At 68.8% G+C, this 25,648-nt stretch carries 24 protein-coding genes and 2 tRNA genes; 8 read left to right on the forward strand and 18 right to left on the reverse strand.

Going from position 1 to position 25,648, the window contains the following annotated elements; all coding sequences use genetic code 11:
* The first annotated feature begins 9 nt into the window (after positions 1–9).
* Both FSW06_RS10960 and FSW06_RS10965 read left to right on the forward strand, forming a co-directional pair.
* Entirely contained in the window at positions 10–435 is a 426-nt protein-coding gene (locus FSW06_RS10960; RefSeq protein ID WP_010120513.1) for a fluoride efflux transporter FluC, read from the forward strand.
* Positions 432–827: a fluoride efflux transporter FluC gene (locus FSW06_RS10965; protein ID WP_010120512.1), complete on the forward strand. Its 396-nt coding sequence runs from the start codon at positions 432–434 to the stop codon at positions 825–827. Before FSW06_RS10960 ends, FSW06_RS10965 begins: the two co-directional genes overlap by 4 nt.
* Before the next feature lie 168 nt (positions 828–995).
* Here the strand turns inward: FSW06_RS10965 and FSW06_RS10970 are convergent, their stop codons facing one another.
* The 7 genes from FSW06_RS10970 to FSW06_RS11000 all read right to left on the reverse strand — a co-directional run bounded on the left by FSW06_RS10970 (position 996) and on the right by FSW06_RS11000 (position 8,233).
* The gene (locus tag FSW06_RS10970; protein WP_010120511.1) at positions 996–2,084 is read right to left on the reverse strand and encodes an endonuclease domain-containing protein; all 1,089 of its coding nucleotides are present in this window, start codon (positions 2,082–2,084) and stop codon (positions 996–998) included.
* 152 nt (positions 2,085–2,236) lie between these two features.
* Complete coding sequence (locus FSW06_RS10975) at positions 2,237–2,956, reverse strand: LutC/YkgG family protein (RefSeq protein ID WP_010120510.1); 720 nt, start codon at positions 2,954–2,956, stop codon at positions 2,237–2,239.
* Complete coding sequence (locus FSW06_RS10980) at positions 2,949–4,472, reverse strand: lactate utilization protein B (protein WP_010120509.1); 1,524 nt, start codon at positions 4,470–4,472, stop codon at positions 2,949–2,951. The genes FSW06_RS10975 and FSW06_RS10980 overlap by 8 nt, the downstream gene beginning before the upstream one ends.
* Positions 4,469–5,293: a (Fe-S)-binding protein gene (locus FSW06_RS10985; protein WP_029449513.1), complete on the reverse strand. Its 825-nt coding sequence runs from the start codon at positions 5,291–5,293 to the stop codon at positions 4,469–4,471. Before FSW06_RS10985 ends, FSW06_RS10980 begins: the two co-directional genes overlap by 4 nt.
* A gap of 775 nt (positions 5,294–6,068) precedes the next feature.
* Positions 6,069–6,144, reverse strand: a tRNA-Thr gene (locus tag FSW06_RS10990).
* A 510-nt stretch (positions 6,145–6,654) separates the two neighbouring features.
* Positions 6,655–7,899, reverse strand: a complete 1,245-nt coding sequence (locus FSW06_RS10995; RefSeq protein ID WP_010122907.1) for an IS256 family transposase — start codon at positions 7,897–7,899, stop codon at positions 6,655–6,657.
* Between the two features lie 260 nt (positions 7,900–8,159).
* A tRNA-Gly gene (locus tag FSW06_RS11000) sits at positions 8,160–8,233 on the reverse strand.
* A gap of 98 nt (positions 8,234–8,331) precedes the next feature.
* On the opposite strand from FSW06_RS11000, the gene dcd reads away from it, so the two are divergent.
* Positions 8,332–8,940 carry a dCTP deaminase gene (gene dcd / locus FSW06_RS11005; protein ID WP_010120504.1) on the forward strand — a complete coding sequence of 203 codons (609 nt, stop codon included), beginning with the start codon at positions 8,332–8,334 and terminating at the stop codon, positions 8,938–8,940.
* 315 nt (positions 8,941–9,255) lie between these two features.
* On the opposite strand, the gene FSW06_RS11010 is transcribed toward dcd, so the two are convergent.
* Entirely contained in the window at positions 9,256–9,669 is a 414-nt protein-coding gene (locus FSW06_RS11010) for a hypothetical protein (RefSeq protein WP_029449509.1), read from the reverse strand.
* A gap of 108 nt (positions 9,670–9,777) precedes the next feature.
* Here FSW06_RS11010 and FSW06_RS11015 point away from each other — a divergent pair, with 108 nt between their 5' ends.
* Positions 9,778–11,145, forward strand: a complete 1,368-nt coding sequence (locus FSW06_RS11015) for a UDP-glucose dehydrogenase family protein (protein WP_010120501.1) — start codon at positions 9,778–9,780, stop codon at positions 11,143–11,145.
* Here the strand turns inward: FSW06_RS11015 and FSW06_RS11020 are convergent.
* The 6 genes from FSW06_RS11020 to FSW06_RS11045 form a co-directional block, all read right to left on the reverse strand.
* A complete protein-coding gene (locus FSW06_RS11020) occupies positions 11,100–11,888 on the reverse strand; it encodes a response regulator (protein WP_010120500.1) in 789 nt (262 codons plus the stop codon). The two genes, FSW06_RS11015 and FSW06_RS11020, sit on opposite strands and share 46 nt — an antisense overlap.
* A gap of 39 nt (positions 11,889–11,927) precedes the next feature.
* Positions 11,928–12,125, reverse strand: coding sequence for a hypothetical protein (locus tag FSW06_RS11025; protein WP_010120499.1), 198 nt, complete (start codon positions 12,123–12,125; stop codon positions 11,928–11,930).
* A gap of 94 nt (positions 12,126–12,219) precedes the next feature.
* A complete protein-coding gene (locus FSW06_RS11030; RefSeq protein WP_010120498.1) occupies positions 12,220–13,326 on the reverse strand; it encodes a sensor histidine kinase in 1,107 nt (368 codons plus the stop codon).
* 135 nt (positions 13,327–13,461) lie between these two features.
* The gene (locus tag FSW06_RS11035) at positions 13,462–14,709 is read right to left on the reverse strand and encodes a pyridoxal phosphate-dependent aminotransferase (RefSeq protein WP_010120497.1); all 1,248 of its coding nucleotides are present in this window, start codon (positions 14,707–14,709) and stop codon (positions 13,462–13,464) included.
* Positions 14,710–14,755: 46 nt separating this feature from the next.
* Positions 14,756–15,856: a hypothetical protein gene (locus FSW06_RS11040; protein WP_146881346.1), complete on the reverse strand. Its 1,101-nt coding sequence runs from the start codon at positions 15,854–15,856 to the stop codon at positions 14,756–14,758.
* A gap of 85 nt (positions 15,857–15,941) precedes the next feature.
* On the reverse strand, positions 15,942–16,898 hold the full coding sequence (locus tag FSW06_RS11045; RefSeq protein WP_010120491.1) for an alpha/beta hydrolase fold domain-containing protein: 957 nt from the start codon (positions 16,896–16,898) through the stop codon (positions 15,942–15,944).
* A 246-nt stretch (positions 16,899–17,144) separates the two neighbouring features.
* On the opposite strand from FSW06_RS11045, the gene dnaK reads away from it, so the two are divergent.
* Complete coding sequence (dnaK, locus tag FSW06_RS11050) at positions 17,145–18,998, forward strand: molecular chaperone DnaK (protein ID WP_010120489.1); 1,854 nt, start codon at positions 17,145–17,147, stop codon at positions 18,996–18,998.
* A gap of 59 nt (positions 18,999–19,057) precedes the next feature.
* On the forward strand, positions 19,058–19,606 hold the full coding sequence (gene grpE, locus FSW06_RS11055; protein ID WP_238525957.1) for a nucleotide exchange factor GrpE: 549 nt from the start codon (positions 19,058–19,060) through the stop codon (positions 19,604–19,606).
* A gap of 127 nt (positions 19,607–19,733) precedes the next feature.
* On the opposite strand, the gene FSW06_RS11060 is transcribed toward grpE, so the two are convergent.
* Together FSW06_RS11060 and FSW06_RS11065 are read right to left on the reverse strand one after the other, a co-directional pair.
* On the reverse strand, positions 19,734–20,831 hold the full coding sequence (locus FSW06_RS11060; RefSeq protein WP_010120485.1) for a hypothetical protein: 1,098 nt from the start codon (positions 20,829–20,831) through the stop codon (positions 19,734–19,736).
* Positions 20,832–20,974: 143 nt separating this feature from the next.
* Positions 20,975–22,018, reverse strand: coding sequence for a DUF1444 domain-containing protein (locus FSW06_RS11065; protein ID WP_010120483.1), 1,044 nt, complete (start codon positions 22,016–22,018; stop codon positions 20,975–20,977).
* Positions 22,019–22,137: 119 nt separating this feature from the next.
* Here FSW06_RS11065 and dnaJ point away from each other — a divergent pair, with 119 nt between their 5' ends.
* Together dnaJ and FSW06_RS11075 are read left to right on the forward strand one after the other, a co-directional pair.
* Positions 22,138–23,337 (forward strand): molecular chaperone DnaJ, encoded by a 1,200-nt coding sequence (gene dnaJ / locus FSW06_RS11070; protein WP_010120481.1) that lies wholly within the window; start codon positions 22,138–22,140, stop codon positions 23,335–23,337.
* Between the two features lie 55 nt (positions 23,338–23,392).
* Positions 23,393–23,848 (forward strand): heat shock protein transcriptional repressor HspR, encoded by a 456-nt coding sequence (locus FSW06_RS11075; RefSeq protein ID WP_010120479.1) that lies wholly within the window; start codon positions 23,393–23,395, stop codon positions 23,846–23,848.
* Positions 23,849–23,871: 23 nt separating this feature from the next.
* On the opposite strand, the gene FSW06_RS11080 is transcribed toward FSW06_RS11075, so the two are convergent.
* Together FSW06_RS11080 and FSW06_RS11085 are read right to left on the reverse strand one after the other, a co-directional pair.
* Positions 23,872–24,234 (reverse strand): DoxX family protein, encoded by a 363-nt coding sequence (locus FSW06_RS11080; protein WP_010120477.1) that lies wholly within the window; start codon positions 24,232–24,234, stop codon positions 23,872–23,874.
* Positions 24,235–24,377: 143 nt separating this feature from the next.
* On the reverse strand, positions 24,378–25,592 hold the full coding sequence (locus FSW06_RS11085) for an oxygenase MpaB family protein (protein ID WP_010120476.1): 1,215 nt from the start codon (positions 25,590–25,592) through the stop codon (positions 24,378–24,380).
* Positions 25,593–25,648 lie beyond the last annotated feature (56 nt).

The raw sequence follows: 25,648 nt of genomic DNA on the forward strand, positions 1-25,648 counted from the left end.
GAGAGCTGTATGCACCTGCAACCACGTTTCATCCTCGCCGTCGTCCTCGGCGGCATGGTCGGGGTGGCCGCCCGGGAGGGGCTGATCCTCGCATTCCCGTATGACGGCATGCCCTGGGTGGTGTTCGCGGTCAACATCGTCGGGGCGTTCCTCCTCGGCTTCCTGCTGGACGCCCTGCCCCGGCTCGGCTCCGACACCGGGTGGCGCCGGGTGGTGAGAGTGACGTTCGGCACCGGTGTCCTCGGCGGCTTCACCACCTACTCCACCCTGGCGACGGACACGGCCTCGCTCACCTCTGACGGTGCCGGGTGGGCGGCAGCGGGCATCGGCTACGCGGTCGTGTCGGTGGTGGTCGGGTTCCTCGCCGCCGCCGCGGGCATGCGCGTGGCCACGGCGGTCCGGCCGGGTCGCGGCGACGTGGCGGTGGAGGGATGACCCCACTGCTGTTCCTCGGGCTCTGCGTGGCCGGCGGGATCGGCGCCGGGTGCCGGTTCGTCCTCGACGGCGTGGTCAAGGACCGCACCGCCGGCGGCCGGGGTGCGGGATTCCCCTGGTCGACGTTCGTCATCAACGCCACCGGCTCGCTCCTGCTCGGTCTGCTCACCGGCCTGGTGACCGCCGGTGCGCTGCCGACGGACTGGCAGCCGGTGGTGGGGACCGGGTTCCTCGGCGGCTACACGACCTTCTCCACGGCGATGGTGGAGACGGTGAACCTGGCCCGGCAGCGGCGTCCTGCCGCGTCCCTGCTCAACGGATTCGGTGTCCTGCTGGTGACGGTGCTGCTCGCCGGCCTGGGACTGTGGGCGGGGACGGAGCTGGCGGGGTAGCGGTCGCCCCTGCCCGGCCGCCCTGCCCCGCCGTCCCTGCCCTGCCGCAACAGGGGTCGTCGACAGGTTGGTCGCACCGACCTGTCGACCAGCCCGGTCGGGACGGGGGTCGTCGACAGGCTGGCGGCACCACCCTCTCGACCAGCCCCCTGGCACCGGGAACGGGCATCAGGTGGTGCGCAGGGCCCGCGCCACGGCGTCCAGCACCTCCTCGTGGACCACCGGGATGTTGAAGACGCCGAAGCGGTTGAACCGGATCACCTGCCAGCCTGTCCGCCGCAGATCACGGTCGATCTGCTGGTCGCGCCCCCGGTGCCGGACGCCGTCATGATGTCCTCCGTCGTAGTACAGGGCGATGCGCAGCGGCCGGCATGCCAGGTCCGCGACCGTCCCGCCGGCCCTGGGTCGCGACGGGTCCCCGGACCCTCCCGTGACGTCGGTGAGGTCGACCTGGGACTGCCACCGGTAGCCGACCGGCAGCAGGTCGTGGACCAGGAGGCGCAGTGAGGTCTCCATCGGCGATTCCGCGCCGTGGTCCGCCAGAGCCAGGAGCCGGTTCATCGTCGCCGTCGGAATCCGCCGGTGCGCCGCGGTACGGAGGTCAGCCCCGGTGACCGGGGTGCACTGGAAGAAGGCGTCCAGCAGTTGGACGGCGCGGGCATCGGTGTCGGGGATCTCCGTCGGCGTGAGGACATTCCACACGTGACGGCGCGACAGGACCGTGTCGACGCACTGGATGATGCACGTTGCGGCGTCCACGGTGGTGAGTTCGGGGAGGAACGGGTCGGGATGTACCGTCCGCAGGTCTTTCGGCGGGCGGCGGAACACCGGACGCAGCGGGTGCCTCGCGGCGGTCGTCGAGGTCACCGCGCCCTCTTTCCGTCGGTCGGCGAGAAGGAGGGTGGGGGCGGAATCAGACCAGTCCGGTCCCAGGCCGTGGAACGGGGCGGCGGCGAACCCCGCGAGGACGCCGTCCGGATGATTCTGGGCGTGGGCGCGTGCCCGGTGCACGGCCGGCCCCGGGAACCCGCCGAAATCGGCGGGGTCCGGATGCTCGGCGCCCTCGGGGATCTCGAGGACCCGGCCCCGTGCGACGGTGAGGTAGCGGTGGTCGAGGTCCCAGCGGGTCGCCGTCCCTGATTCCAGCAGGTCACGGCGTTTCCGGGGTAGTCGGGCGGGGAGGATACCGCGGGTGTGGTCGGGGCCGGGCCCCGGGCAGCGGTGGTCGTCAGGGTGAGGTGGGAGTATCGGTGCCATACCCGGAGAGACGCTCCGGGTGGGCGCGGGGTTCCCGGCGGCCGGTTCCGCTCGCCGGCCTGTCGACCCGCCCCGCCGCGACGGGGGTCGTCGACCGGTGGGTCGCACCGCCCTCTCGACCAGCCCGGTCGGCATGACCTGTCCGGCGTGACCTATCCGGCGAGGATGACGTCCAGGGTCCGCGGACCGTGGACACCCTGCACCCGCACCAGCTCGATGTCGACCGAGGCACTCGGCCCGGCGACCATCGTCACCGGCGTGGTGTGCAGCCCCGCGGCGGTGAGCTTCGTGACCGCCTCCGGCAGCAGCTCGACGATGTCGGCGACCCTGACCACGACGACGTGGTGGTCGGGGACCAGGGTCGTGGCGCGGCGTCCGGACTCCGGCCCGGCGAGCAGGATGGTGCCCGATTCCGCCACCGCACAGAAGGAGGCGGTGACCACGGCGTCCACCCGGTCGAGCTCGGCGACGGCGACGGGGGCGGAGGTGGAGTCCTGCAGCACCTCGCCGCCGGCGTCCTCGAACGCGCCGAGCCAGCGTGCATCGACGTCGGCCGGGGCGACGACGGTGTTCCCCGCCCCGCCGTGACCACGGTCGGTGAGGTAGGACGCCACGGCGTCCGTGATCGCGGCATCGGTGTCCGCGACGCGGCGGACGGTGGCGTCGTAGTCCTCGAGCCGGTCGACGAGGAGGTCGACCAGTGCATCCGGGTCGGACGCGGCGAGATCGCCGCCGTGCCGGTAGTTCCGGGGGATGTCGGTGGTCTCTCCGGCGGGCAGCGTGCTGTTCTGCTCCCCGCTGAGCCCCAGTGAGGAGCGGATCCTGGCGAGGACCTCGGTCCGGGCGGCGGAGGTGTCGAGGCTGTCAGTCATCGTGGTTTCCCTTCTTCCCGTTCTCACGGTCCTTGAACCAGGCACGGAAGGACTGCTTCGGCGGCTGCGGCACATCGCGCGACGAGGTCCACTTCCCGGCGACCCCGGGCAGCCCCCACAGGCCGGCCTTCGGGGACAACTTGTTCGCGACCGGCAGGCCCTTCTCGACGAGGCCCATGCGGCGGCCGTCGCTCATCATCCATTTCGCGCCGTCGAGGGCGGCGTCCAGCTGGGTGTGGGGCAGGCGGCTGTCGTGGTTGACCTCCTGGTCCTCGTTGCGCAGCCGGGTGAGCATCTCGGGGATGTTGATCTTCACCGGGCAGGCGTCGAAGCACGCACCGCAGAGGGAGGACGCATAGGGCAGTGACCCGTTGGCGGACTCGTCCACGCCGGTGAGCAGCGGGGTGAGGATCGCGCCGATGGGTCCCGGGTAGACCGAACCGTAGGCGTGGCCGCCGGCGCGTTCGTAGACCGGGCAGACGTTCATGCACGCCGAGCAGCGGATGCAGCGCAGGGCGTCGCGGCCGTGCCGGTCGGCCAGGGCACGGGTCCGGCCGTTGTCGAGCAGGACGACATGGACGTTCTGCGGTCCGTCGCCGGGGGTCACACCGGTCCAGAAGGAGGTGTACGGGTTCATCCGCTCACCGGTCGAGGACCGGGGGAGCAGCTCCATGAACACCTCCAGGTCGCGGAAGGTCGGCAGGAGCTTCTCGATGCCCATGACGGTGATGAGGGTCTCGGGCAGGGTGACGCACATCCGGCCGTTGCCCTCGGACTCGACGACGGACAGGGCGCCGGTCTCGGCGATGCCGAAGTTCGCCCCGGAGACGGCGACCTTCGTCTCCATGAACTTGCGGCGCAGGTGCTTCCGGGACGCCTCGGCGAGGTGCTCGGGGTCCGCATCGAGGTCCGGGTCCACGTCGTCCATGTTGTTGAGGAAGATGTTGCGGATCTCCTCGCGGTTCCGGTGGATCGCCGGGACGAGGATGTGGCTCGGCTTGTCGCCGCCGAGCTGGACGATGAGTTCGGCGAGGTCGGTCTCGTAGGCGTCGATGCCCGCGGGTTCGAGCGCCTCGTTGAGACCGATCTCCTGGGTGGCCATCGACTTGACCTTGATGACGTCGCGGCGTCCCCGCTCGTTGAGCGGGGCATTGGCCTCGATGAGGCCCTTGACGATGTCGTTGGCCTCGTCGGCGTCCCGCGCCCAGTGGACGTGGCCGCCGGCCGCGGTGAAGGCCTCCTCGAACTGGAGGAGCAGCTCGGGCAGCCGGTCGATGACGTCGTTCTTCGTCGCCTCGGCGGTGTCGCGCAGGTCCTCCCAGTCCGGCATCTCGGAGACGCGCAGGGCGCGTTTGCCGCGGATGGTGCCGGTGGCCTTACGCAGGTTGGTGCGCATCTGGACATTGCCCAGCTCGTGTTCGGCGACCTCGGGGAACGGATGGAGTTCGTTGAGGTTGCCGCGGCCGGGGACTGTCGGCATGCCGAGGACGGTGGTGTTGCGGGTCGGGGTGCTCATCGCAGGGCACCTCCTGTCACGGTCGCGCCCTGGTCTGCCAGGAGCAACGGGTTCTCCTTCGTGGAGGCGAGGATCCGGGCCAGGTGCACGGCGGCGGGGATGTTGCCCTCGCCGGGGACGAGGCGTCCGGTGCGGGAGAGTCCGCCGCCGATGTGCATGAGGCAGGAGGCGTCCCCGCCGGTGCAGGTGTCGGCGCCGGTGGCGATGATCGCCTCGACCTTGTCGCCGAGCATGGCGCCGGAGACCTGCGGGTTCTTCACGGAGAAGGTGCCGCCGAAACCGCAGCAGGAGTCTTCGTTGCCGATGACCCGGAGATCGAGTCCCTCGACGGACGCCAGCAGGTTCCGCTGCCGGTCGCCGAGCCGCAGCAGCCGCATGCCGTGGCACGACGGGTGGTAGGCGACCGAGTGCGGGAAGTACGACCCGAGTTCCTCGGCGGCATCGGTGATGCCGCAGATGTCGGTGAGGAACTGGCAGAGCTCGTAGGTGCGGTCGGCGACCTGGGTCGCGCGGACGCCGAGGTCGGGATCGCCGTTGTACTCGGCGATCATCGGGTGCTGGTGGCCCAGGGAGGCGACGCAGGACCCGCTCGGTGCGACGGCGTAGTCCCAGCTCTCCTCCTCGAAGGCGCGGACGTGGTTGCGGACGACCGGGTAGGCGTCCCTGAACTTCCCCGAGTTGATGTGCATCTGGCCGCAGCATGCCTGCTTCTCCGGGAAGACGACCTGGTGGCCGAGCCTCTCGAGGATGCTGACGGTCGCTTTCGCGACCTCCGGGTACATGGCGTCGACGATGCACGTCGCGAACAATGCGATTCTCATGGGGAGTCACCCCTCTTCATCAGTTGTGGTGTGCGGTTGCGGATATCGTCACGGCCCACCTTAACCCCCGGCACCCCACCCGTGCGCGAGTGGTACGACCTCATTGAGGGTAGGGTGCCCGAACATGCAGAAACACCACCGGTGGGCCGGAATGCGGGAGAGAGGAGAGGAGGCATTCCGGCGGGCCGCGGTATTCGTCCGGGGAGAGAGGGCCCGGAACCTGCGAGGGGCGGGGAAGGGCGGCGCTGCCGGTGGTGTTCTGTTGTGTGCCACGGTCTGGTGCGGTGGCGTGCCCGTACCGTAGGCAGACCGGTCGGGTGCCCCGCAATCGGTCCACCGCGGTGACGGGGGTGGCCGGTCGGGTACCCCAGGGGGGTATACGGCGGTGGAGTTTCTCCGGTTTCGGTCTTCAGACCAGCGGGCTTGTCCGGGAGGGGCATGACATCGTGCAGCGGGTTCATGAAAAGCGGAACGGGGGTGGAATGAGGTCAGTGTTGCCTACATTTCATCTCCCGCAATGTTCCGGTAACCTTCGGCGACCTGCGGTGGGCTGCGGTGGCCTGCGGCGACCTTCGGCGACCTGCGGTGAACTGCGGTGATCAGTGGTGGGTCCACCCACGGCGTCCGGGATGGCAGCGGATCTGTCCGGGTGGCAGGCGAAAACGTCGTTCACCTGCGCTGTCGTGGCACTTTTGGCCTGCCGGTCTGACGGATGCGCTGCCGACTGAAAAAGCCACCGGCCCGCACACTCCGGGAGTGTGCGGGCCGGTGACGGTGGAGCCCCCTAACAGAATCGAACTGTTGACCTTTTCCTTACCATGGAAACGCTCTACCGACTGAGCTAAGGGGGCGTGCGTCGATGACCATATACGGTCATCGTAGGGTCTTGCACATCGCCAGGTCAGAAGTGGTTTGTAGTCTGCCCGGGTTGCTGTGGTCCATCGCCGGCGACGGGTGGGCTGTCATTCTCCGCGGCTGTCCGCGTCTCCGGGGTCGGTCACTGCGGGGAATTGCGCCGGCCCGTACGAGGCGATACCCGGAATGACAGGAGAAACCCGGGTTCAGCGTTCCGGGAGGACCGGCCTCGCCGCTCCCGGGGTTGATCGGGGGTTCCTCGGATGGCAGCGCAGCTGTCCACCCGGCAGGCATAAACGTCGTTCACCCGTGCTGTTGTGGCGCTTTTGGCCTGCCGACCCGACAGATGGCCAGCCAGTCAGACTGATGCGCTGACGGTGGGACAGATGCGCTGCCGGACGGCGGTGAACGGTCAAGTCCGGGGAAGTGGTGTATCTCCCTTCCGCTGAAACAAAAGCGCGTGACACCAGGTCAAGGACCATCACGGGCCTGATAACGGGCTCCGCTCATGCTGCCTCCTGCACCCGGTCGTCGCCGTCGACGTCGATGACGTTGGCGCCTATCACCGTCCGGGTATGCTCCAGACTCGTCAGCGACATGTACCGCTTCTGCTGGATCCAGTCATCATGCTGCTCTGCGAGCACTGCCCCGACCAGACGGACCACCGCATCGCGGTTAGGGAAGATCCCCACGACATCGGTACGCCGGCGGATCTCCCGGTTCAGCCGCTCGGTGGGGTTGTTGGACCAGACCTTGGTCCACACCGCCTTCGGCGTGTTGGTGAACGCCAACAGCTCGTCGAGAGCTTCCTCGAGGTAGTCGGCGACATGCGGGAACTTGCTCTGACAGAAGCTGACGACCTCACGGGCCTGGTCCCACACCGCGGCAGCATCAGGCTGCTGGAAGATCGTCTGGAACATCGCCGACAACGTCGGCCACTGGGTCTTGGACACCATGGACGACAGGTTCTTGGCGAAATGCGTCCGGCAGCGCTGCCACGACGCGTTCGGCAGGACCTCACCGATCGCGTGCTGGATACCCAGGTGCGCATCACTGGTGACCAGGAACACCTGGTCCAGTCCGCGGGCCTTCAGGTCGCGGAAGAAGCCGGTCCAGGAGGCCACGGACTCTGCCGTGGCGACCTGCATGCCCAATAACTCCCGGTAACCTTCCGCGTTGACCCCGGTCGCCAGCAGCACCGACGTCTTCACGACCCGACCGCCTTCGCGGACTTTCATCGTCAGCGCATCGCAGGACACGTACAGGTACGGCCCAGTGTCGAGTGGGCGGTGGCGGAAATCCTCAACCATGGAGTCAAGGTCCCTGGCCATTTCGGACACCTGGGACTTCGACAGGTTGGTGATCCCCAGGCTGGCGACCAGGTCGTTCATTCTTCGGGTGGAGACACCCTTGAGGTAGCAGGTCGCGATGACGGTGCTCAAAGCTCGCTCGGCCCGGCTTCGTCGTTCCAGCAGCCAGTCGGGGAAGAACGACCCGGAGCGGAGCTTGGGAACGGCGACGTCGACGGTGCCGACACGGGTGTCGAGGTCGCGGTGACGGTAACCGTTGCGGGTGTTGGTGCGGGACTCGCTGGTGGTGGCGTAGTCCGCGCCGCAGACCTGATCGGCCTGGGTGGACAGGATCTGGTTGATGAAGCTCTGCAGCATCTGGCGCATCAGGTCCGGGGAGGCCTGGGTGAGCAGTTCGTCGAGGTAGGTTGACGGGTCGATATGATGAGGGCTGGTGACCATCGTGGAGTCCCTTTCGAGGATATGTAGGAGTTGAGTCGAAAGGTACCTGCGGTGGTCGCCGTCGTCGTGGACGGGCGGTCACCGGCAGTTACAGATACACCACGCTAGAGGACGTAACCCGGTGAACGGCAGATACTGCACTCCCTGTCACCGTCTGACGGACGAAGACGGTGACAGGGAGTGCAGTATCGGGGAGGGGTCGGCCCCGGACAGCACGAAGGGCGCCGCCCGATTCCCGGGGACGCCCTCATGACCTGCAGTGGAGCCGATGACGGGAATCGAACCCGCGCCACCTGCTTGGGAAGCAGGAGTTCTACCATTGAACTACATCGGCATGGACCAGCTTGCGCTGTTACCGGAGCACACTCTAACACACCGCCACAGGAAGTCCCGCAGGCCCTCTGCGACACCCCCGTCGACTAGTCTGGCGGCGTGCTTCTTTCCGACCGAGACATCCGCAGCGCGATCACCGACGGGGCCCTGCGCCTCGACCCCTTCGACCCCTCGATGATCCAGCCGTCCAGCATCGATGTCCGGCTGGACCGCTACTTCCGCGTCTTCAACAACTCCCGCTACACCCATATCGACCCGAAGCTGCCGCAGGAGGACCTCACTGCGCTCGTGGAGGTCGGCGGTGCGCTGGGCGAGGGCGGCGTCCCGCTCGTCGACGGTGGTATCGCGCAGGACGCGTTTATCCTCCACCCCGGCGAGTTCGTGCTCGGATCCGTCCTCGAGCGGGTGACCGTCCCGGACAATCTCGCCGCCCGACTGGAGGGCAAGTCCTCGCTCGGACGCCTCGGCCTGCTCACCCACTCGACCGCCGGCTTCATCGATCCCGGGTTCTCCGGTCACATCACCCTGGAGCTGTCGAACACGGCGAATCTGCCGATCGCCCTGTATCCGGGGATGAAGGTCGGCCAGCTGGCGATCTTCAACCTGTCGAGCGCCGCGGAGAACCCGTACGGTTCCGGTGACCTGAAGTCGAAGTATCAGGGACAGCGGGGTCCGACGGCCTCGAAGGCGTACCTGAACTTCCGGTAGCCGCCCGCTGCCGCCCGCTGCCGCCCGCGGCTGCCGGGTCGGCCGTGCAGGGTGCGCACGGGTGTCCGGCAGTGCCTCCGCATACAGATCACCCCCGGCACCTGACGGGCCGGGGGCTCACTGCTGACGTTTCAAGAGGAGAATGCTCAGCTGCCGTATACGGGTCCTTCCGAGAGTCGGGGTCTCACTGTGTCTCACCGGGCCTGGCGGGGAGGAGATGCTCTCCGTCGGCCACTGACAATGACTCTACGAACCGGTCATTGGAGGAAGCTGGCAGCGCACTGACATGTCCGTGCGGAAACGGGCACAGCCCGGTCACTGTCCGGCGACCGCCGCCGTGGCGAAGGCGACAGCATCCGGCAGACCGTCGGTCCATCCCACGTGACCTGCGGGATCATGGTCCACCCGGTAGTGGATGTCCATCCCGTTGGCCCGTGCGGCGTCCACGAGTCCGTCGGTGGACGGCTTCGGGCTCACGACGTCGAACTCCTGCCGGCAGATGAACACCGATGCGTCGTAGCCGTCCGCGGGGACGCCGAGATGTGCCTGCAGTGCGGCGATGAGGGCCCCCTCCTCCGGGTCGACGATCCGCCGCCCCTCGGGTGTGGGGCAGCTGTCGAGCGGACAGTCCGGACGCGCGGAACGGAAACCGGCGAGCACGTAACCGACATAGGTCTCCAGGTCGGGCCGGGAGATCCGGACCAGCGGCGAGGGAGGTGGAGGAAACACCGCATGAGATGCAGATACCCTGACTCTTCCTCGGTCGATGCCACGCCGGAGGTCAGGCACCGGATGCCGGAACCCGGAAGACAGAACCCGGATGATAGAACGAGGTGCATGAAGCTCACCGTCACCGGCACCGGGTATCTCGGCGCCACCCACGCCGCCTGCATGGCGGCGCTCGGCCATGACGTCCTGGGGGTCGACACGGACCCCGGGACCGTGGACCTGCTGAACACCGGCCACGCCCCGTTCCGGGAACCCGGCCTCGATGACCTGCTGGTGCAGGGCCTGGCCACGGGGCGTCTCCGGTTCACCACGGATCCCGGGGCAGCCGCCCGGCACGGCCGGGTCCACTTCATCACGGTCGGCACACCGCAACGTGACGGCGGTACCGCACTGGACACCGGGGCGGTGGACGCGGCGGTCGACGTCCTGGCGGAGCACATCGCCGCCGCGGTACCCGCCGGTGGTCCGTCCCATCTGCTGATCGGTCGGTCGACGGTCCCGGTCGGCACCGCCGGCCGTCTGCGGTCCCGGCTCCGCGACCGCTACGGTGACCTGCTGCAGGTCAGCTGGTGTCCGGAGTTTCTGCGGGAGGGGCATGCCGTGGCGGATTCCTTCCGCCCCGACCGGATTGTCCTGGGCGTCGAGACCCCGGGATCGGACGCCGCGGACCGGATCGCGGCGCAGGTCCGGGAGATCTGTGCCGATGCTCTCGGTGCCGGCGTCCCGCTGATCGTCACCGATTTTCCCACGGCCGAACTCGTGAAGGTCGCGGCGAATGCCTTCCTCGCGACGAAGATCAGCTTCATCAACGCGGTCGGCGACGTGTGCGAGGCCGCCGGGGCGGATGTCACGGTGCTGGCCGCCGCCCTCGGCATGGATCCGCGTATCGGTGCGGCGGGACTGGGGGCGGGGCTCGGCTACGGCGGGGGCTGCCTGCCCAAGGATGTCCGTGGCTTCGCCGCCCGCGCCGGCGATCTGGGCGTCGACCGGCTAGCGGATCTGCTCGGGACGGTGGACGCGGTGAATACCGGACGCCGTGACCGCATTGTCGGGATGGCGGAGACTGCCCTGGACGGCGCTCCGGCGGGACGCCGGGTGACGGTGCTGGGGGCGGCGTTCAAGCCGGGGAGTGACGATGTGCGGGAGTCCCCGGCGCTGGCGGTGGCCGCGGCGCTGGACCGGCGTGGCGCCCGGGTGACGGTCTGTGATCCCGTGGCGACGGGACCCGTCCGGCGGGTGCATCCCGGACTCCGCTGTGAGCCGGTGCCCGAGGAGGCGTTGCGGGGGGCGGAGCTGGTGGTTGTCGCCACCGACTGGCCGGAGTTCACCACGCTGGACCCGGTGGCGGCTGCGGCGCTCGTGGCCGGTGCGGTGGTCATCGACGGCCGGAACTGTCTCCCCGCCGCCGCGTGGCGTGCGGCCGGCTGGGACTACCGGGCGCCGGGGGTCGGGGTGAATCCCGCTTCGACGGCGTAGACGGCGAGCTGGACCCGCGAGGAGGCGCCGAATTTGGCCAGCAGGTGTGAGACCTGTTTCTTGACCGCGCTGCCGGAGCGTCCGGTCGCCCGGCAGATCTCCGAGTTGGACAGTCCGCCGCAGATCATCGAGAGCACCTGCCGCTCCGAGTCCGAGAGCCGCGGGAGGGCGCGGGACGCCCCGGGCGAGGTCGTGGTCGAGGTTGCGGCGGATGAGGCGGCCGGCCCGGTCGTGTCGACGGGGGTCGGGTCTGCGTCCGGGTCCGGCGACGGGTGGTCGGCGAGCCGCTGCACCAGCCGGGTGGCGGGCTGGGGACTGACGATCGTCCCGCCGCGCGCGGCCTCGAGGACCGTGTCGATGATGTACTGCGGCCGGGAACTCTTCAGGATGTAGCCGCGTCCGCCCTGCCGCAGGATACGGAGCATGGTCTCGTCCTCGTCGAGGGAGGTCATGGCGACGAACTGCGGTGGATCGGGGCGGGCGAGAACCTCGTCCAGAAGGTCGAGGCCTCCCATCCCGGGCATGTGGACGTCCGCCATGATGACATCGGCAGGTTCCCGGTCGAGCAGCTCCAGGGCATGGCTGCCGTCGCAGGCTTCACCGACCACCTCGATCCCCTCGGCCGCGGGCGTGTTGAAGTACATGCGGAGCGAGGAGAGGACGAGGGGGTCGTCGTCGACGATGATGAGCCGGAGCGGAGAGGTCGCAGGGGGCGGAGTGGTCGCAGGGGTCGCTGGGGTCACAGTAATCAGACTAGGTCCCGGGGGAGACTGCGCCGTGACCTACCGGCACCAGAAGTAGCTGGCGTTCCCACCGCAGCCGATGGCCTGCTGGAGCGACATCTTGGTGTTGGTCGGGGACGGCGCGGCGGTGTCTGCGGTGTCGGCGGCGGCGGTGCTCACGGCACTGCCGAGCCCGGCGGCGAGGGCGACGGTGACAGCGCCGGTCGCGACACGACCGAATACTGGGCGGGAGGTCATGGGTGGTTCTCCTAGTGCAGGGACGGCGGCCTGACAGCGCCAGAGGCGTCAGGAGCCTCCGAAACGTCAGAAATGCCGGAAACGCCGGTAATCGTTATTCAACAATAGGCAGCGACAGCGCTGTCCGCCAGAGCGAGGGGGCCTCCGCCACCGGCCCCATGCTGATGGTCCCGCCGGCGTCCGTCGCCCGGGACTGCATGGATGCCAGCCCGATATGGGTCGAGAACAGGGCATCCTCGCCACCATAGGGCAGGGTGCCCTCAGTCACGGCGTTGGTCATCGACAGCAGGAACCGGGGGGAGCCGTCGGTGGTGCCGACCCGGCAGTCGAGACGGACGGTGCTGCGGGAGGGGGAGTGCTTCACAGCATTCGAGGTCATCTCCACGAGGATCCGCGCGACCGCGTCCCGGTCCACCGGCAACCTGTCCTCCGGCGGGAGGACGACGTCCGTCTCCACCTTCAACCGGTGTGCACGGAGCTCACTGACGGTGTTGTGCAGGGCGTCCCGCACCAGCGGCGGAGCCGCAGCCTCCGTCGACTGGTCCGGCAGCTCGGTGTTGAGGACCCGGAGCATCGCCCGGAGCTGTTCGAGTGCGTTCCGGGAGGTCTCGGAGATCCCCTCGAGCTCGGTCCGGACACGGGCATCGGCCGGGTCTTCGCCGGTCACGGAGAGTTCCAGCGCCTGCGACCGCATGACCACGCTGGTCAGGGAGGTCGCCACCGAGTCATGGAGATCGCGGGCGACGGTGAGCCGCTGCTGCCGCTGACTTGCGGCGAGGGACCGCTGCAGCTCGAGGCGTCGGCGGCGCTGACTGTGGCGGTTGTAGCCGAAGGCGTACACGATGACGAAGAACACGCCGACGAACATCAGCCCGACCGGGTCGAAGACGACGGCCCGCTGCTCCAGGTCGATACTCGACAGCGCCACATGCGCGATGACGAGGACCGTACCGGTCGTGAGCAACCCCCGGGCGGCGATGACCTCGATGGTGACCGCGGCGATCACCATCGCCAGGATGCCGCTGCCGCCGAAGAGATACGTGGCGACCGGCAGAACCGGCAGCGCCAGGACCGCTCCGACCAGCGGCCAGCGGGTCGTCAGTGCGACAGCGACGACCGCCCCCACGACGAAGAGATAGTGGCGGGCATCGAGGTGGTGGTCGGTGATCAGCAGGATGGCGAGACCGACCACCACCGCCACGGCCGTCTCCGGGATTCCGGAACCGGGCCGGAGATCGGCCCGGGTACGGAACCCCGGAAGTCCCGGCAGTCCCCGCAGCCGCTGTAGTCCGGGCCGCCCCGCGGTCCGCCGCGTGCCCTCCACCGTGGTGCCCCGCTACTGCTTGTAGGACGCGAGGAAGTTGCCGAGGCGCTCGATCGCCGCGGAGAGGTCGCGGGCCCACGGCAGCGTGACCACCCGGAAGTGGTCCGGTGCCGGCCAGTTCATGCCGGTGCCCTGGACGAGGTGGATCTTCTCCGACCGCAGGAGATCAAACATGAACTGTTCGTCATCGTGGATCTCGTGGACGTTCGGGTCGAGCCGGGGGAAGGCGTAGAGGGCGCCCATCGGCTTGACGCAGCTCACACCGGGAATCTCGTTGAGCTTCTCGTAGGCGACGTTGCGCTGTTCCAGGAGGCGGCCGCCGGGCAGGACAAGATCGTCGATGGACTGACGACCGGACAACGCCACCTGGATGCCGTACTGGGCGGGGACGTTCGCGCACAGACGGGTCGACGCCAGCAGGTTCAGGCCCTCGATGAAGCTCTCCGCGTGCCCCTTGGGGCCGGTGAGGACCATCCAGCCGGAGCGGTAGCCGGCGCAGCGGTAGGCCTTCGACAGACCGTTGAAGGTGATGCACAGCAGGTCGGGGCAGAGGGAGGCGAGGTTGATGTGGACCGCGTCGTCGTAGAGGATCTTGTCGTAGATCTCATCGGCGAGGACGAGCAGGGAGTGCTCCCGGGCGATGTCCACGATCTTCTGCAGGACCTCGCGGGTGTAGACCGCGCCGGTCGGGTTGTTCGGGTTGATGACCACGATCGCCTTGGTGCGTTCGGTGATCTTCGACTCAATGTCCTCGATGGAGGGCTGCCAGTCGTCCTCCTCGTCGCAGAGGTAGTGGACGGCCTTGCCGCCGGCGAGGGTGGTGGCGGCGGTCCAGAGCGGGTAGTCGGGTGCCGGGATGAGGACCTCGTCGCCCTCGTTGAGCAGGGCCTGCGTGGTCATGGTGATGAGCTCGGAGACGCCGTTGCCCAGGTAGACGTCGTCGATGTCGAAGCCCGGGAATCCGGGGACGAGTTCATACCGGGCGACCACGGCGCGGCGGGCCGAGGGGATGCCCTTGGACTGGGCGTAGCCGGCGGCGGCCGGGAGGCCGGAGATCATGTCCTGGACGATCGTGTCCGGGGGTTCGAAACCGAAGGCCGCCGGGTTACCGGTGTTCAGCTTGAGGATGCGGTGACCCTCGGCCTCCATCCGCTCAGCCTCGGCATTCACCGGCCCGCGGATCTCGTAGAGGACATTCTGGAGTTTCGTCGCCTGCTCCAGGCGGCGGAGCTCCGAGGGACGTTTCGGTGCGGTGCTCATTCACCCCATCATGCCAGGTGGGTGCCGGTGGCTGTGGCCGACCCGCCTAATTGGTCGGTGCAGTCGCTCCGCCACCCCCGGTGCCGCCGGTGTTGCCGCCACCGGTCTCCCCGGTGCCGCCGCCGGTGTTGCCGCCTCCCTGGTTGCCGCCACCGGTGTTGCCACCGCCCTGGTTACCGCCGCCGGTGTTGCCGCCTCCCTGGTTACCGCCCCCGGTGTTGCCGCCTCCCTGGTTGCCGCCGGTATTGCCGCCACCAGTGTTGCCGCCGCCAGTGTTGCCACCACCGGTGTTGCCGCCGGTGTTACCGCCACCCTGGTTTCCACCCTGGTTGCCCTGCCCGCCGGTCTGACCTCCCCGGTCGCCACCGCCGGCGTTGCCGCCGGTGCTCGGCCTGTCGCTGTAGTACTGGCCGGCGCCGTAGTCGTAGTTCGGGTCGTAGCCGTAGGCGCCGTCGGTGCCGCTGCCACCCTGGTTCTGCTGCGGCGCCTGCTGCGGCGCCTGCTGCGGAGCCTGCTGTGGTGCAGGTGCGGCACTGGACGGTGCATCGGACCCCACGGCGTCCGGACGGGCGTAACTCGGGGTGATCTTGGTGATCGTGGAGCGTTCCTCCCGCGGATCGTCGTCGTGCATCAGGCTCGACGTGAACAGCGCCGCGATAACGGCGATGACGGCACCGATAAGGAGGATCCAGCCCCACGGCGGAATCCGGCGCCACCACGGGCGGTCATCCGGTTCATCGGCATCGTCGTCGGCTGCCGTGCCGGCTCCGGCGTCGGGGGCCGCAACGCCGTCGGCGGTCCCTGCCTGTGCCGCAGTGAGCTCGGTCGGTGCCTCGTCGGCGGCGGGGGACCCGTCCGCGGACTGCTCCGGTGACGTCTGCTCCGCCGGTCCGGGCCGTTCAGAGTCTTCCCTGATGACGGGGATGATGCCGGTCATCTCCGGATCGTCGGTGCTGCCGACCGGGGTGCCGGCCGCACCGGCTGCGTCATCGGAGCCCTGCGTATCCTGCGCATCCTGTGCTTTCCCGTGCGTCTCCGGTGCGGCGTCGTCGTCTCCACCGACCGCGAAAGCCGTGTCCTCGAAGGCGTCCGTCTGCTGCGGACGGTCATCATCGGCCTTGCGGTTGGAGTCTGCAGGGTTGCTCATCAGGTCTCTTCGTCCCGTCACACGGTGTGCGTCTGGCGCAGGTCATGGTCGACACCATCTTAGACTGTCCACCGCTGTCTCCGAATCAATTGTTCCGACCTGCGGTGGAGCACTGTTCCGCGACGAAACCTGCGATATCGGCCCGCGCGGTACGTCCCTCCGGGACCGGGAGCAGCGGATAGTCGTGGAATGCGCCGGGCTGACGGTGCAGGCTGTGGCCGGTGGCGGGGACGCCGGCGGCGGCGAGTGCGGCGTCGAAGGCGACGGCATCGGGGGACAGGATGTCCCGGTCGCCGGTCCAGATCTTCACCGGCGGGAGAGTGCGCAGTGCGGCGGGGCCCGCGGTGAGCGGACTGACCAGGGGGTCCCGGTCGCCGACGACGCGGGACCACAGGGTGCCGGCCTCGCGCAGCCCCGCACTGTGGAGCCACGGATCGCGGCCGCTGCGTTCGATCTCCGCGGTGCCGGGGGTGCTGCAGGTGATGTCCAGCCAGGGGGAGATGAGGGCCAGCGCCACGACCGGCAGCTCCCCGCGCAGCCGGAGCAGGGTGCCGGCGGCCAGACCGCCGCCGGAGGAGTCCCCGGCCAGTGCGACGTGGTGGCCGGTGGCGGCGGCCTCCGTGACGGCGTCCTGCAGCAGCCGGGATATGACGGCGAATACCCCGGCCGCCTCGTGTTCCGGGGCCAGCCCGTAGTCGGGGACCACGACCTTCATGCCGGCGGCGGCGATGGCGTTGACGATGTCCCAGTGCTGTTTCGTCAGGCCAGCGGTGTAGGCCCCGCCGTGGAGGTAGAGGCAGATGTCCCGTGGGGTGTCGCGGGGCTCGTCGGTGGCCGGGACGAGTTCGTGGACGGTCGTGGTGGTGCCGTCGACGGTGACGGTGCGGCTGGTGAGGTGGTTGACCTGGTACATCTCGTGCGGCGGGGGCGTGGACGCCGCCCGTCGGCCCTGTGCCACGGCGTCCCGCAGCGCATGTGCGGAGACGAGGCTGCGTCCGCGGGCGCGGAGGACGGGGGTGAGGAGACGCATCTGCAGGCTCATGTCCCCGATCGTAGAGGGCGGATCGGACGCGTCCGAAACGTCGCCGGACTTGCCGCCTGACATGCCGCCGGACCCGGTGCCGAAAAAAAGTTGAGCGTACCGGGAACAAGTTCGAGGGGACCGCCGTTGTACCGTATGTCAGCAAGTTGAGCGGCAGGTACTCAAGTCAGGTTGACTCCTCCGGTAACGGGAGGCAGACTTGAGCGCGGCTCACTTAATTACCTCGAACAACAGGAGGACATGAATATGGGACGCGCAGTGGGAATCGACCTCGGAACCACCAACTCGGTGGTCTCCGTCCTGGAGGGTGGCGAGGCAACCGTCATCGCCAACTCCGAGGGCTCCCGCACCACCCCGTCGATCGTCGCCTTCGCCAAGAACGGTGAAGTGCTCGTCGGGCAGTCGGCCAAGAACCAGGCCGTCACCAACGTCGACCGCACCATCCGCTCCGTCAAGCGCCACATCGGCGACGACGGCTGGACCACCGGTGAGATCGACGGCAAGAAGTACACCGCCCAGGAGATCTCCGCACGTACCCTCATGAAGCTCAAGAGGGACGCCGAGTCCTACCTCGGTGAGGACGTCACCGACGCCGTCATCACGGTCCCGGCCTACTTCAACGACGCCCAGCGTCAGGCCACCAAGGACGCCGGCCAGATCGCCGGCCTCAACGTCCTGCGCATCGTCAACGAGCCGACCGCGGCCGCCCTGGCCTACGGCCTCGAGAAGGGCGACAACGAGCAGACCATCCTGGTCTTCGACCTCGGTGGCGGTACCTTCGACGTCTCCCTCCTGGAGATCGGCGACGGCGTGGTCGAGGTCCGCGCCACCTCCGGCGACAACAAGCTCGGCGGCGACGACTGGGACCAGCGCATCGTCGACTGGCTCGTCGACAAGTTCCGGACCGCCCACGGTGTGGACCTGTCCAAGGACAAGATGGCACTGCAGCGGCTGCGTGAGGCCGCGGAGAAGGCCAAGATCGAACTGTCCTCCTCCCAGCAGGCCTCCATCAACCTGCCGTACATCACCGTCGACGAGGACAAGAACCCGCTGTTCCTCGACGAGACCCTGTCGCGCACCGAGTTCCAGAAGATCACCCAGGATCTCCTCGACCGGACGAAGAAGCCGTTCGAGTCCGTGCTCAAGGACGCCGACGTGGCCGTCAAGGACATCGACCACGTGGTCCTCGTCGGTGGCTCCACCCGTATGCCGGCCGTGACCGACATGGTGAAGTCGCTGACCGGCGGCAAGGAGCCCAACAAGGGCGTCAACCCGGACGAGGTCGTCGCCGTCGGCGCCGCCCTGCAGGCCGGCGTCCTGCGCGGCGAGGTCAAGGACGTGCTGCTCCTCGACGTCACCCCGCTGTCCCTCGGCATCGAGACCAAGGGTGGCGTGATGACCAAGCTCATCGAGCGCAACACCACCATCCCGACCAAGCGCAGTGAGACCTTCACCACCGCCGAGGACTCCCAGCCCTCCGTGCAGATCCAGGTCTTCCAGGGTGAGCGCGAGATGGCCCAGCAGAACAAGCTGCTCGGCTCCTTCGAGCTCGGCGGTATCGCCCCGGCCCCCCGTGGCGTCCCGCAGATCGAGGTCACCTTCGACATCGACGCGAACGGTATCGTCCACGTCACCGCGACCGACAAGGGCACGGGCAAGGAGACCTCCATCACGATCCAGGACGGTTCCGGCCTGTCCCAGGATGAGATCGACCGGATGGTGAAGGACGCGGAGGCCCACGCGGAGGAGGACAAGAAGCGCCGCGAGGAGCAGGAGGTCCGCAACTCCGCTGAGTCGATGGTCTACCAGACCCGCAAGTTCCTCACCGACAACGAGGACAAGGTCTCCGAGGACACGAAGACCAAGGTCACCGAGGCCGCCGACGCTGTCGACGAGGCTCTCAAGGGCGAGGACATCGAGGCCGTCAAGGACGCCGTCGAGAAGCTCTCCGCCGAGAGCCAGGAGATGGGCAAGGCCATCTACGAGGCCGAGGCCGCGAACGCCGGCGACGGTGCAGGTGCCGAGGGCGCCGCATCCGCCGAGGATGACGTCGTCGACGCCGAGGTCGTGGACGAGGACGACAAGGGTGATTCCAAGTGACCGAGCCCGTCGACCCCGGTTCCCCGTCGGAGACCGACGAGGAGTACACCGAGACCTCGATGCCCGAGACCACCCCGGAAGAGGACGCCGTGAGCGCCGACACCGAGGAGGCCAGTGAGGCGCTCGCCGGAGATGACGAAGACGTCGTCGCCGACACCGCCGACGCGGACATCGACGACTCCGGTGAACTCTCCGACGCCGAGGAACAGCTCGCCGAACGGACCGCCGACCTGCAGCGGATCACCGCGGAATACGCCAACTACCGCAAGCGCACCGAGCGCGACCGGGTCGGCATCCGCGAGAGCGCCCGTGCCGAGGTCATCGCCGAGCTCCTCCCGCTCCGGGACGATCTCGACCTCGCCGACCAGCACGGTGATCTCACCGGGCCGCTGAAGGCGATCGCCGACAAGCTCGACGCCCTCTTCGGCAAGCAGAAGGTCGAGACCTTCGGTGTCGAGGGTGACACTTTCGACCCGGCGCTCCACGAGGCGGTGCAGGACACCTCCACCGGAGACGAGAAGGTGCTCGGCACGGTGCTCCGCAAGGGGTACCGGCTCGGTGAGCGGACGCTGCGCACGGCGATGGTCGTCATCGCCGACCCGCAGTAGCTCCCCGCCCCCGTACCGGCGCTCCGCGTCACACACAACAGAAATCCTCACCGTCAGGGGAACATCCGGATCACCGGAACGTTCTGTCACCGGAACGTTCCCCCGGCGGTGAGGATTTTTCTGTCGTTCACGGGGTGACCCGGGCGGCCCGGACGATCGCGCCGCGGATGTGCTCCAGCAGCTCCGTCAGGTCGTTCAGCAGATCCCTGTTGATCCGCACGGCCTCCCACCCGACCGCCTTCAGTGCCTGGAACATACGGAAATCGGTCTCCGTCTGCTCCTGATCCTCATGGTGTGCCCCGTCGTAGTACAAGGCCACCTTCAGTGCCGGGCAGGCCAGGTCCGGCGTGGTCCTTCTCCCGCGGAACGTCGCCCCGTCAACGACCTCCCCGTCCGCCAGGGAGACGGTGACCTGCGATGTCCATGCGTGACCGGCCGGAAGTTCGTCCCGGACGATCAGTCGCAGCACAGTCTCCATCGGCGACTCGGCACCCTGATCGCACAGCTCCAGCAGCGCCGCGAGCCGGACCCGGTCGACGATGTTCCGGGCGCCGGCGAGAATGTCCGTGTCGGACAGGTGGGTGCACTGGTAGTACGCGTCGATGAACTGCACCGCGCGGACCTCCCGGTCGGTCAGCCCGGGGATCGCCGGCACCCACCACTGCTTCTTTCCGGAGAAGACCGTCGCCAGGCACTGCGCTGCGGCGGTCGCGGCGTCCACCACCTTCAGTCGCGGGAACAGCGGGTCCACGCACACCGTGCGGGCGTGCTTCGGCAGCGGCCGGTAGACCGGGGTGCCGGGACCGGTGGGATTGCGTCGCATCCGGCCGGAGTGGAGCAGCACCGGTTCTATGTCCGCCCAGTGCGGCAGTCCGTGGGCGGCGGCGCACCAGGCCCCGCCGACGGCGGCCGGCGCCAGCAGCCAGCAGGCCCGCAGTCGGGTGATGATGTCCCACAGGTACGGCCCGGGGTCCTCGCTGCACCAGCCGTCCGGGCCGAGTCGGGCGGGGCCGTCGTAGTCGTCCTCCGGGGGCAGGACCACGCCGCGGACGGGCCGGTCCGCGCGGTCCACGGTGCGGCGGGGAACGCCGTCGCGCAGGGCTTCCCGCCGCAGGACGGGGGCCCGGAACGGATAGACGCGGCGGGTGAACAACGGCCCGCGGCCGGGCCTGATGCGGCCACTGTCCTCGGCGTCGGTCCAGGCAGGTCCCCCGAAAATCCCCATGCCGGAGATCGAACCACATCGGACCGGCACCCGTACCGGATACCGGAAATGTTCACCGTCCCGGGTACGCCCGGAAGCCCGGAGCGTTCCTGGGGCGGTGAACATTTCGGCGGGTGGCCGGCACGGACGCCGGCACGGGGTGATCACCCGGTGTGGTCTTCTCCGTCACCGTTCTCGTCGTCGCCGTTGATGCACTCCATGAGGTAGTCGTCGGGGTACACCTGGATCACCCGCTGGCCGTCGTCGTTGGTGGTGATCTCGGTGAAGGGCAGGACCTCGGCGCCCTCGCGGAACAGGTGGAGGGTCGCGCTGACCGGGCCCGGGTTCTCCGTGAACTGGGTGACGGCGGCGGAGGTCATGATGTTGATGCCGTTGAGCAGGTTGTGCCCCGTGGTGACCTCGCGGACGAGCATGAGGTGGCGGTGCGGGACGGCCACCATCACCCCGCGGGACATGTCGAGGTCGGGGATCCAGCGGGGGAGCAGCTCGTCGAGGAACAGCGGGGCGGACGAGAGGAAGAAGGAGGGGGATTCCACCGCCCGGAACCGGGCGCCGGCCTCCGTGCCCCGGATGTCCTCGACGGTCACCTCGGCGTCGATGAGCTCCTGCCACAGGTTGCGGTAGCCGACGCGCCACAGGTCGTCGAGGTCGTGGGCGGTGGGGTGGCCGTCGGCGTCCCCCACGCCCCGGTCGTCGAGCGAACGGTCGGGGAGGGTGACGATGGTGGTGGGCGTGTCGGAGACGAGGCTGACCACGAGATCGTCGGTGAACGGCCGGGTGGTCATGGTGTAGTCGGTCTCGTCACCGAGGGAGAGGGCGTCCCGGTTGACGAGCCGCACCTTGAGCAGCCGGAGGAAGTCCGGCTGGCTCAGCTGGTCGGGGTCGGTCCGGTCGAGCATGGCGGTGATGAAGTCGCGGACCTGGGTGGCGAAGGCGCGGTCGTCGGGGTCGGTGCGGGCGATCTGGAGGGCGAGGTTGTCGAGCCCGATGACGCGGGTGGCGGGTTCCCCGGGGTGGCTGGCCGCGATGTAGCCGTCGGGACGCCAGGAGGTGTCGAACCCGCGTTCGTGGAGGGTCCGCATCACCTCTTCACGCAGGGCGTCCGCCCGGTCGCGGGACAGGTGCGGGTACATCGCATCGGGCGCAGCGCCCTGCCCGCTGCCGTGTGTGCCGCCTCGGTGGATCATGGCAGTCCACCTTAACAGCGGGGAATGCCGGATGCCCGCCGCGCGTTGCAGGGTATAGACCTTAGCGTGATAGGCTCAAGTTTCCAGGATGGTGGCGCGAGCGGAAGGGAGTAACCACGGTGGCACAGAAGGAATGGATCGACAAGGACTACTACAAGGTCCTCGGCGTGTCCTCCTCGGCCAGCGCTGACGAGATCAAGAAGGCGTACCGGAAGATCGCACGGGACAATCACCCCGATGCGCACCCCGGTGACGAGAAGGCGGAGGAGCGGTTCAAGTCCGCTTCAGAGGCCTACTCGGTCCTCGGCGACAAGGAGAAGCGCGCCGAGTACGACGAACTCAAGCGCATGGTCGCCTCCGGTGGCTACGGCGCCGGCGGTTTCGGGGGATCCGGCGGCGCCGGGCGCGCCGGCGGCACCCGGGACTTCGACATCGGCGACATCTTCGGCGGCGGCTCCGGCATGGGCGGCGGCATGGGCGGTGGCCTCGGCGACATTCTCGGCGACATGTTCGGCGGCGGCTCCGGTGGACGCGGCGGTCACGGCGGTCAGCGGACCCAGCGACGCGCCCGTGGTGCCGACGTGGAGACCGAGATCACCCTCGACTTCCGCGAGGCGACCAAGGGCGTGACGGTCCCGATCCGGCTGACCAGCCCGGCCCCCTGCACCACCTGCCACGGCTCCGGCGCGAAGCCGGGCACCTCGGCGAAGCGCTGCGGGACCTGCAGCGGCTCCGGGGTGGTCTCGGAGAACCGCGGGGCCTTCGGCTTCTCGCGGCCCTGCCCGGACTGCAACGGCACCGGAACCCGGATCGACGATCCCTGCACGGACTGCGGCGGCTCCGGGCGGGTCACCCGCACGCGCACCATCACGGTGCGCGTCCCTGCGGGCGTCGTCGACGGGCAGAAGGTCCGGTTGGCCGGTCAGGGCGAGGCCGGGGAGCGTGGCCGGGCGGCCGGTGACCTCTTCGTCACCGTGCACGTCCGCCCCGACAACCTGTTCACCCGCAGCGGGGACGATCTCAAGGTGACCGTCCCGGTGAGCTTCTCGGAGCTGGCGCTGGGTGGCACGGTCACGGTTCCGACGCTCGACAACAAGGTGAAGGTCCGCGTCCCGGCCGGGACCGCCGACGGCATGACCCTGCGGGTCCGTGGCCGCGGTGTGGCCAAGCGCAACGGGCACTCCGGTGACCTGCTGGTCACTGTGCGGGTGACGGTCCCGAAGCACCTTGACGAGGGTGCGGCCAGCGCGCTGCGCCACTACGCCGAAGAGGAGAAGCGGTCCGGGTTCGACCCGCGGGCCGACTGGGCCGGGAACTGACCGGGCCCCTGGACGGGGTCCGGTAGACAGGTACAGAGAGCGGAGGTGAGAGAAGATGGCGGAGAAGAAGGACAGTGACCGGGGAAACCGGTCCGACCACGAGGTGTTCGTGATCTCCGTGGCCGCGGAGATCACGGGGATGCACGCGCAGACTCTCCGCACCTACGACCGGATGGGCCTGGTCACCCCGGAACGGACCAGTGGCGGCGGACGCCGCTACTCCCGGGACGATATCGCGCAGCTGCTGGAGATCCAGCGGCTCAGCCACGACGAGGGTGTGAACCTGGCCGGCATCCGGTCGATCATCGACCTGCAGCGCCGTGTCGATGATCTGCAGGCGGAGAATGTCGCCCTGCGTCGGCGCCTGGCGGCGGCGGAGGGCGATGCCGGACGCCACGGCCGGGGTGGCGAGATCGTCCATGTGCCGCATTCGACCGCGGTGGTGCTGTGGGAGCAGCGTCGTCGGCGGCACGGCAAGGGCGGCGGCACCGGCAGTACCGGCGAGGCCTAGAGGCTCCTCCCCGGGAGGGACGCCTAGAGTGTGACGAAGCCCAGCACCGCGCTGACCACGGCGAGGATGCCGAGTGTCGCCGGGAAGGCGGGGGATTCGTGGCGGCGCAGGTGGGTGGCGGTGGCGCCGGCCATGACCAGTGCGAGCCCGACGGCGGCGAGCGGGGTGAGGACGGGCACGGTGTCGAGTGCGCGGGGGAGGATCAGGCCGAGGGCGCCGAGGAATTCCGCGGCGCCGATCGCCTTGACCGTCGTCTCCCGGAAACTGTCGGCCCAGTCCATGCCGGAGGAGACGAGGGCGTCTTTCGCACGCGAGAGTTTCGTTGTGCCGGTGCCGAGGAAGACAACGGCGAGAACGATGTTGATGATCCAGAGAACGACGGTCATGACGGCTCCGGTGGGGTGGCGGCCTCACGGCGATGTGGTGGTGTGGTGGTTCAGGGGTGATGTGGTGTTGTCACGGATACTAGCCGATATCCGCCCCGGTGGGGAGGGGGTCCCGGTGCAGGTCCGGGACCCGGATCCCGGACCTACCCGATCGACCGCAGCTGGGTCTCGGACTCCTCGACGGCCTTGAGTGTCGCCTCGGTGGATTCCGCGTCGTCGGCGTTGGCGAACTCGACGATCGCGTCGGTGTGGTTGTGTCCGTAGGCCTGCTGGCCGATGCCCTCCCGGCGCTTCGCCAGCAGTTCCTCCCGCTGCTCCAGCGGGGTGAGCGGGTTGCCGAACATCTTCCGGGCGACCTCCGGGGTGTACACCCGGGGGGTCTCGGCGGGCACCTTGTAGTAGACCGGCTTGATGTAGCGCAGTGCCCGCGGGCAGATCCGCTCGACGACCCAGCAGATCAGTGCGGGGTTCCGGCGGAAGAAGGCCAGGAAGGGCTTCCACAGCAGGAACATCGCCTCATCGGTGATGCGGGACTGCTTCACGCCGAGCATCGGGCGCATCCACCGCGGGTAGGTGGCGATGATGCTCTTGCGGAAGAACGGGCGGGTGATCATGCGGATCGGCTTCGGCAGGCCGGTGAACGCGGTCTCCGCACCGTTGATGATGTGGTTGACATTGCGGATCGCCGCTTCGGAGGCGGACAGCTTCTCGCGCCAGTCGTCGAGGAACTTCTGGACCTCGCCTCGGGTCTTCGGCACGTCGGCCGGGTCGATGGGCTGGAACTGGGCGGCGACCGCCATCTGGGACCAGTACTCGTTCTCCTCGTCACGGGAGAGCTTGCCGGGGCCGAACTTCTCGTAGGTGTAGAGGATCGAGTGCCACGCGGTGACCAGGATCCACAGCTGGGAGGAGGGCTTGTTCGCCTCGTAGTCGTTGCCGGTGACCGGGTTCTTCCCGTAGGAGCGGTCGTGGACCTTCATGAGGATGTCGGCCATCCGGGTGACGGTCTGGGCGTCCGCGAACAGGACCGCGGCGAAGTACTCCATCGTGCGGTCGTAGCGGACCGGGGTGCGCTTGTAGACCTGGCCGGAGTCGTCGACGGCGGCGACGAGGTCCGGGTCCAGGTGCTCGATGGTCACTGCACGGAAGAATCCCTGCAGTGCGGAGGTGGGGTAGCTCCACACCTTCCAGGCGATGGAATCGGGGCCGAAGAACCCCTCGTCGGCGCGGTGGGCCATGTCGGTCTTCCTGCCGCGGCGGAAGGCGCCGGACTGTCCGGACGCTGTGGTGGTGTCGGTTGTGGTGTCGGTCGTGGTGTCGGTGGTCATGTCACCGGTGTCGTGGACTGGGCAGCTCATGGTCTTCCCTCCATGGGTCGTCTGGAAACCGGTTCCGGGGCTGCAGATCCGGTTCT

The sequence above is a fragment of the Corynebacterium nuruki S6-4 genome, from assembly GCF_007970465.1.
Lineage (GTDB): Bacteria > Actinomycetota > Actinomycetes > Mycobacteriales > Mycobacteriaceae > Corynebacterium > Corynebacterium nuruki.

Coding starts and splice junctions, on each gene's coding strand:
- FSW06_RS10960 (WP_010120513.1), top strand. CDS start 10: ATGCACCTGCAACCACGTTTCATCCTCGCCGTCGTCCTCGGCGGCATG.
- FSW06_RS10965 (WP_010120512.1), top strand. CDS start 432: ATGACCCCACTGCTGTTCCTCGGGCTCTGCGTGGCCGGCGGGATCGGC.
- FSW06_RS10970 (WP_010120511.1), bottom strand. CDS start 2,084: ATGGCACCGATACTCCCACCTCACCCTGACGACCACCGCTGCCCGGGG.
- FSW06_RS10975 (WP_010120510.1), bottom strand. CDS start 2,956: ATGACTGACAGCCTCGACACCTCCGCCGCCCGGACCGAGGTCCTCGCC.
- FSW06_RS10980 (WP_010120509.1), bottom strand. CDS start 4,472: ATGAGCACCCCGACCCGCAACACCACCGTCCTCGGCATGCCGACAGTC.
- FSW06_RS10985 (WP_029449513.1), bottom strand. CDS start 5,293: ATGAGAATCGCATTGTTCGCGACGTGCATCGTCGACGCCATGTACCCG.
- FSW06_RS10995 (WP_010122907.1), bottom strand. CDS start 7,899: ATGGTCACCAGCCCTCATCATATCGACCCGTCAACCTACCTCGACGAA.
- FSW06_RS11015 (WP_010120501.1), top strand. CDS start 9,778: ATGAAGCTCACCGTCACCGGCACCGGGTATCTCGGCGCCACCCACGCC.
- FSW06_RS11025 (WP_010120499.1), bottom strand. CDS start 12,125: ATGACCTCCCGCCCAGTATTCGGTCGTGTCGCGACCGGCGCTGTCACC.
- FSW06_RS11035 (WP_010120497.1), bottom strand. CDS start 14,709: ATGAGCACCGCACCGAAACGTCCCTCGGAGCTCCGCCGCCTGGAGCAG.
- FSW06_RS11040 (WP_146881346.1), bottom strand. CDS start 15,856: ATGAGCAACCCTGCAGACTCCAACCGCAAGGCCGATGATGACCGTCCG.
- FSW06_RS11045 (WP_010120491.1), bottom strand. CDS start 16,898: ATGAGCCTGCAGATGCGTCTCCTCACCCCCGTCCTCCGCGCCCGCGGA.
- dnaK (WP_010120489.1), top strand. CDS start 17,145: ATGGGACGCGCAGTGGGAATCGACCTCGGAACCACCAACTCGGTGGTC.
- grpE (WP_238525957.1), top strand. CDS start 19,058: ATGCCCGAGACCACCCCGGAAGAGGACGCCGTGAGCGCCGACACCGAG.
- FSW06_RS11060 (WP_010120485.1), bottom strand. CDS start 20,831: ATGGGGATTTTCGGGGGACCTGCCTGGACCGACGCCGAGGACAGTGGC.
- FSW06_RS11065 (WP_010120483.1), bottom strand. CDS start 22,018: ATGATCCACCGAGGCGGCACACACGGCAGCGGGCAGGGCGCTGCGCCC.
- FSW06_RS11075 (WP_010120479.1), top strand. CDS start 23,393: ATGGCGGAGAAGAAGGACAGTGACCGGGGAAACCGGTCCGACCACGAG.
- FSW06_RS11080 (WP_010120477.1), bottom strand. CDS start 24,234: ATGACCGTCGTTCTCTGGATCATCAACATCGTTCTCGCCGTTGTCTTC.
- FSW06_RS11085 (WP_010120476.1), bottom strand. CDS start 25,592: ATGAGCTGCCCAGTCCACGACACCGGTGACATGACCACCGACACCACG.